Source organism: Neisseria sp. P0022.S010, assembly GCF_051956635.1.
The window spans coordinates 1-4,766 of the sequence record NZ_JBQCXF010000223.1 but is presented as its reverse complement, the minus strand read 5'-3'; the positions used below and the strand labels follow the sequence as shown (position 1 = coordinate 4,766).

The 4,766-nt window shown below is 48.7% G+C and carries 5 protein-coding genes; all 5 read left to right on the top strand.

Annotation, left to right across the window (positions count from 1 at the left end; genetic code table 11):
- The first annotated feature begins 47 nt into the window (after positions 1-47).
- Positions 48-368: an accessory factor UbiK family protein gene (locus ACTHUT_RS14140; RefSeq protein ID WP_049349661.1), complete on the top strand. Its 321-nt coding sequence runs from the start codon at positions 48-50 to the stop codon at positions 366-368.
- A 13-nt stretch (positions 369-381) separates the two neighbouring features.
- Entirely contained in the window at positions 382-1,878 is a 1,497-nt protein-coding gene (locus ACTHUT_RS14135; RefSeq protein ID WP_440385543.1) for a YifB family Mg chelatase-like AAA ATPase, read from the top strand.
- A 154-nt stretch (positions 1,879-2,032) separates the two neighbouring features.
- Entirely contained in the window at positions 2,033-3,103 is a 1,071-nt protein-coding gene (locus tag ACTHUT_RS14130; RefSeq protein ID WP_440385542.1) for an SPOR domain-containing protein, read from the top strand.
- Positions 3,104-3,114: 11 nt separating this feature from the next.
- Complete coding sequence (locus ACTHUT_RS14125) at positions 3,115-3,756, top strand: thiol:disulfide interchange protein DsbA/DsbL (protein ID WP_440385541.1); 642 nt, start codon at positions 3,115-3,117, stop codon at positions 3,754-3,756.
- Positions 3,757-3,800: 44 nt separating this feature from the next.
- Complete coding sequence (locus ACTHUT_RS14120) at positions 3,801-4,625, top strand: undecaprenyl-diphosphate phosphatase (protein ID WP_070838655.1); 825 nt, start codon at positions 3,801-3,803, stop codon at positions 4,623-4,625.
- The last annotated feature ends 141 nt before the right edge of the window (positions 4,626-4,766 follow it).

The window sequence follows — 4,766 nt, the reverse complement described above, 5'->3', positions numbered from 1 at the left end:
ATAGCCACTTGAATTTCTATATACATTCTGAATAAAGGATACGGATTATGTTCGGCAAACAACTTTTTGAAGAAGTCAGCTCCAAAATCAGCGAAACCATCGCCAACAGCCCTGCCAAAGACATGGAAAAAAACGTTAAAGCCATGCTCGGCAGCGCGTTCAACCGCATGGATTTGGTAACCCGAGAAGAATTCGACATCCAACAACAGGTTTTGATTAAAACCCGTACCAAGCTGGCCGAATTGGAAGCCCGTTTGGCCAAACTCGAAGCCGCCCAAGAGCCTGAAGAAGCCGCTTTGAAAGCGGCCGAAGAAGCTGCCGAAGAAGCGGTTGCCGAAATCGTACAACAAACCGAAGCCGCCGAATAAGGCCGTCTGAAACATGTCGCTTGCTTTGGTTTACAGCCGCGCCTTAAGCGGTATGAACGCGCCGTTGGTCGAAGTGGAAGCCCACCTTGCCAACGGCTTGCCACATTTCAATATCGTCGGTTTGCCCGATACTGAAGTCAAAGAAAGCCGCGACCGCGTGCGTGCCGCCATCATCCAAAGCGGCTTCGACTTCCCCGCCAAGAAAATTACCGTCAACCTCGCACCGGCCGACCTCCCCAAAGAATCCGGCCGTTTCGATTTACCGATTGCCTTGGGCATTCTTGCCGCATCGGGACAAATTAATCCTGAAAAGCTCGCGCAATATGAGTTTGCCGGAGAATTGGCGCTGTCCGGGCTGCTGCGTCCCGTACGCGGCGCGCTGGCCATGGCATGGCAGGGCATGCAGGCGGGACGTTCTTTCGTCTTGCCGCAGGAAAATGCTGAGCAGGCTGCCGTCATGCGTGGCATTGCGGTTTATGGCGCACGTTCTTTGGGCGAAGTGGCCGCCCATTTAAACGACATCGAACCGTTGACACAAACCGAATGCAAACTGCCACAAAGGCTGTCTGAACAAAGTAAAATACCCGACTTAGCTGATGTCAAAGGCCAACATACCGCCCGCCTCGCCTTGGAAATCGCCGCGGCAGGCGGACACAGCCTGCTGATGATGGGCCCTCCAGGTACAGGCAAATCCATGCTTTCGCAACGCTTGCCAAGTATCCTTCCGCCTTTGACCGAAGACGAATTGGTCGAAGTCTGGGCATTGCGTTCGCTCCTGCCCAACCATCAACAGCAACTCGACAGCAACCGTCCTTTCCGCAGTCCCCACCACAGCGCCAGCTCGGCCGCCATGGTCGGCGGCGGTTCCGACCCGCGTCCGGGTGAAATTTCATTGGCGCATCACGGTGTGTTGTTTTTAGACGAATTGCCCGAGTTTGACCGTAAAGTATTGGAAGTATTGCGCGAACCTTTGGAAAACGGCGAAATCCATATTTCCCGCGCTGCACGCCAAGCCGTTTATCCGGCCAAGTTCCAGCTCGTCGCCGCTATGAACCCCTGCCCTTGCGGCTATCTCGGTCATCCGTCCAAACCTTGCCGCTGCACGCCTGAAAGCATCGCCCGTTACCGCAGCAAAATTTCAGGGCCATTACTCGACCGCATTGATTTAACCATCGAAGTACCCAGCCTTTCCGCCGCCGAGCTGATGCAACAAGAAGTCGGCGAATCCAGTGCCGCCGTATTAAAACGCGTTACCGCCGCGCGCAAAATCCAATACGGCCGACAAGGCAAAGTTAATGCCGAATTGAGTGTCAGCGAGCTCGATGGCAAAGCCCGTATCCAAAAAGAAGCGCAAGAAGCCTTGGGAACCATGCTCGAAAAACTGTCCCTTTCCGCTCGAAGCTTCCACCGCATCATGCGCGTCGCCCGTACGCTGGCCGATTTGGCAGGAGACGAAGAAGTCAGTAAAACCCATGTGATGAAAGCCATCGGCTTCCGTCGCGCCCTCTAACTTTTCAGACGGCCTGAATCTTTATATTTAAGTAAAACTAGAGTAAACAAAGCATCAGGATTTTGCCGTCCATAACGGTTATTGATAAAATATCGAATTCAAACTCAGACAGTCTCCCTTCAGGCCGTCTGAACCCATTATTACAAGGTAAGTCATGAAAAAATCTACACAATATGGCAAAGGCTTGGCCGGTTTCTTTTTCGGCCTGATACTGGCAACAGGTATTATTGCCGGTATTTTGTTCTTCTTGAACCAAGGCAACCAAAACGTTTTCAAAGAGCTGACTCAGCCTAAACAAAGCGAAGAACCTGAAATCCTGAAGCCTCAAGACAAAGCAGAGAAACGCCCTGCTACCGACAATTCGTCCAGCCAAGCAGATGAAGAAAAAGCCAAAGCTGAAAAAGAAGCGGCTGAAAAAGAAGCTGAAGAGAAAGCGGCACAAGCAGAAAAAGAGGCTCAGGAAAAAGCCGATCGCGAGGCCAAAGAAAAAGCGGATAAAGCCGAAGCAGAAAAAGTCGAACGCGAAGCTAAAGAAAAAGCTGAAAAAGCCGCTGCCGATAAAGCCGAACGCGAAGCCAAAGAAAGAGCAGACAAAACTGCCGCCGACAAAGCCGAACGTGAAGCCAAAGAAAAAGCCGCAAAAGCGGAAGCAGAAAAAGAAGCCGCTAAGAAAAAACTGGCCGAGAAAAAAGCCGAATTAGAAAAAAAACGCGCAGAAAAAGCCAAAGCTGAAAAAGAAGCTGCTGATAAAACTGCAAAAGACAAAAAAGCGGCCGACCAACTGACCGACAAACAAAAAGAGCGTGCCGAGCGCAAATTGGCTGAGAAAAAAGCAGCCGAAGCCAAAAAACAAAACAAGCCGACACCTGAGCAAATCCTCAACAGCGGCAGCATCGAAAAAGCACGTAAAGCAGCAAATGCCTCTGCAACAAAAGAAAGCAGCAACGCTGCAAGTAAACAGTCTGCAGAAAAAGCTGAAGCAGCTGCCAACAGCGGTAAAAAAGCCTTCCTGCAACTTGGTTCATATGCAGACCGCTCCAGCGCAGACTCACAACGTGCAAAACTGGCTATTTTAGGTGTTTCTTCCAAAGTGGTTGAATCGCAAAACGGCGACAAAACCATTTATCGAGTTCAAAGTAACACCATGCCGCAGGAAGCCGCTGTGAAACTGCAAAAAAACCTGCAAGGCCATAATATCAACAGCTTGATTCGTTCTACCAAATAATGGAATCACTGATGAAGCAGCGTATGAAACAAACTATTGCCGCACTCAGCCTGAGCCTGCTCAGTCTAAGTGCGCAGGCTGCTACCGAAGGCGTGGACTATACCGTTCTTAATCGCCCTATCCCGCAGCAGCAAGCCGGAAAAATTGAAGTGCTAGAATTTTTCGGCTACTTCTGTGTCCATTGTTACCATCTCGATCCGGTTTTGTTGCAACACAGCAAAACCTTCGCCAAAGATGTTTCCTTACGGACAGAGCACGTCGTTTGGATGCCTGAAATGTTGGGTTTGGCCAAGGTAACCGCTGCCGTCAATCTTTCAGGTTTAAAATATCAGGCCAATCCAGTTATCTTCAAAGCTGTTTACGAACAGAAGATTAACTTGGCTGATGCAAATGTATTCCGCACATGGGTCGGTAAACAGACAAGTTTTGACAGTAAAAAACTGCTTCAAGCCTACAACAACCCTGCTGCCGCATCGGCTGCTGCAAAAATGCAGCAATTGACGGAAACTTATCGAATTGAAAACACACCAACTATCATTGTCGGTGGTAAATACAAAGTCAATTTCAACGGTAGCGACTGGAAAGCCGGTATGAAAACCATAGACGAGCTCATCATTAAAGTCCGCCGCGAACAATCCTCAAAACCACTTTAACTATTCAATAAAAGAAAGACGGCCTCAAGGCCGTCTGAAAACTTATGGACATTCTGATTTTATTTAAAGCACTTATTCTCGGTATCATCGAAGGTTTAACCGAGTTCCTCCCCATTTCAAGTACCGGTCACTTGATTGTATTCGGCGACTTAATGAATTTCCGAAGTAACGGAAAAGTATTCGAAATCGCCATCCAGCTCGGAGCCGTATTAGCCGTTGTATTCGAATATCGCCAACGATTTACCCATATCATAAAAGGACTAGGCAAAGAGCGAACAGCCAATCGCTTTGTGCTGAATTTATTTATCGCGTTCATCCCCGCTGCGATTGTTGGCCTCTTATTCAGTAAACAAATTAAATTGCATCTTTTCAACCCGATTACCGTTGCTACCATGCTGGTATTGGGCGGCTTCTTCATTTTATGGGTTGAAAAACGCCAAACAACAGCCAAACCTAAAGTCAACCATGTCGATGATATGCGCCCAATTGACGCATTTGTTGTAGGATGCGCCCAAATTTGTGCCCTTATCCCTGGGACATCACGTTCAGGCAGTACCATCATGGGCGGTATGCTGTGGGGACTGGAACGTAAAACGGCTACCGAATTTTCATTCTTCCTTGCCGTACCAATGATGATTGCAGCTACAGGTTACGACATCTTAAAAAACTACAAACTCTTTACCTTGCAAGATGTCGGACAAATTGCCATCGGTTTTATCGCAGCATTTATCGCCGGTTTATTAGCAGTAAAAGCTTTGCTGAAATTTGTTTCCAGTAAAAACTATGTTCCCTTTGCCTACTACCGCATCGTATTCGGTGGTCTGATTCTACTTACTTGGATGCTAGGCTTAGTCAGCTGGAGCGAATAACCCCTCTCCCAGGACGTGCCCGCGCACGTCCTTTTTCTTCTCCTTTATCCATTCCACCCTATTGTCACCCCATAAAAGGCTTACACTCCGCATCATTACCCCTAAATATCTCCTCGCCGTCCGCACAACTACCCTTCCCCT

What these genes read in the sequence shown, in the direction of transcription:
- ACTHUT_RS14140 (WP_049349661.1), top strand. Translation starts at nt 48, where the DNA reads ATGTTCGGCAAACAACTTTTTGAAGAAGTCAGCTCCAAAATCAGCGAA.
- ACTHUT_RS14135 (WP_440385543.1), top strand. Translation starts at nt 382, where the DNA reads ATGTCGCTTGCTTTGGTTTACAGCCGCGCCTTAAGCGGTATGAACGCG.
- ACTHUT_RS14130 (WP_440385542.1), top strand. Translation starts at nt 2,033, where the DNA reads ATGAAAAAATCTACACAATATGGCAAAGGCTTGGCCGGTTTCTTTTTC.
- ACTHUT_RS14125 (WP_440385541.1), top strand. Translation starts at nt 3,115, where the DNA reads ATGAAGCAGCGTATGAAACAAACTATTGCCGCACTCAGCCTGAGCCTG.
- ACTHUT_RS14120 (WP_070838655.1), top strand. Translation starts at nt 3,801, where the DNA reads ATGGACATTCTGATTTTATTTAAAGCACTTATTCTCGGTATCATCGAA.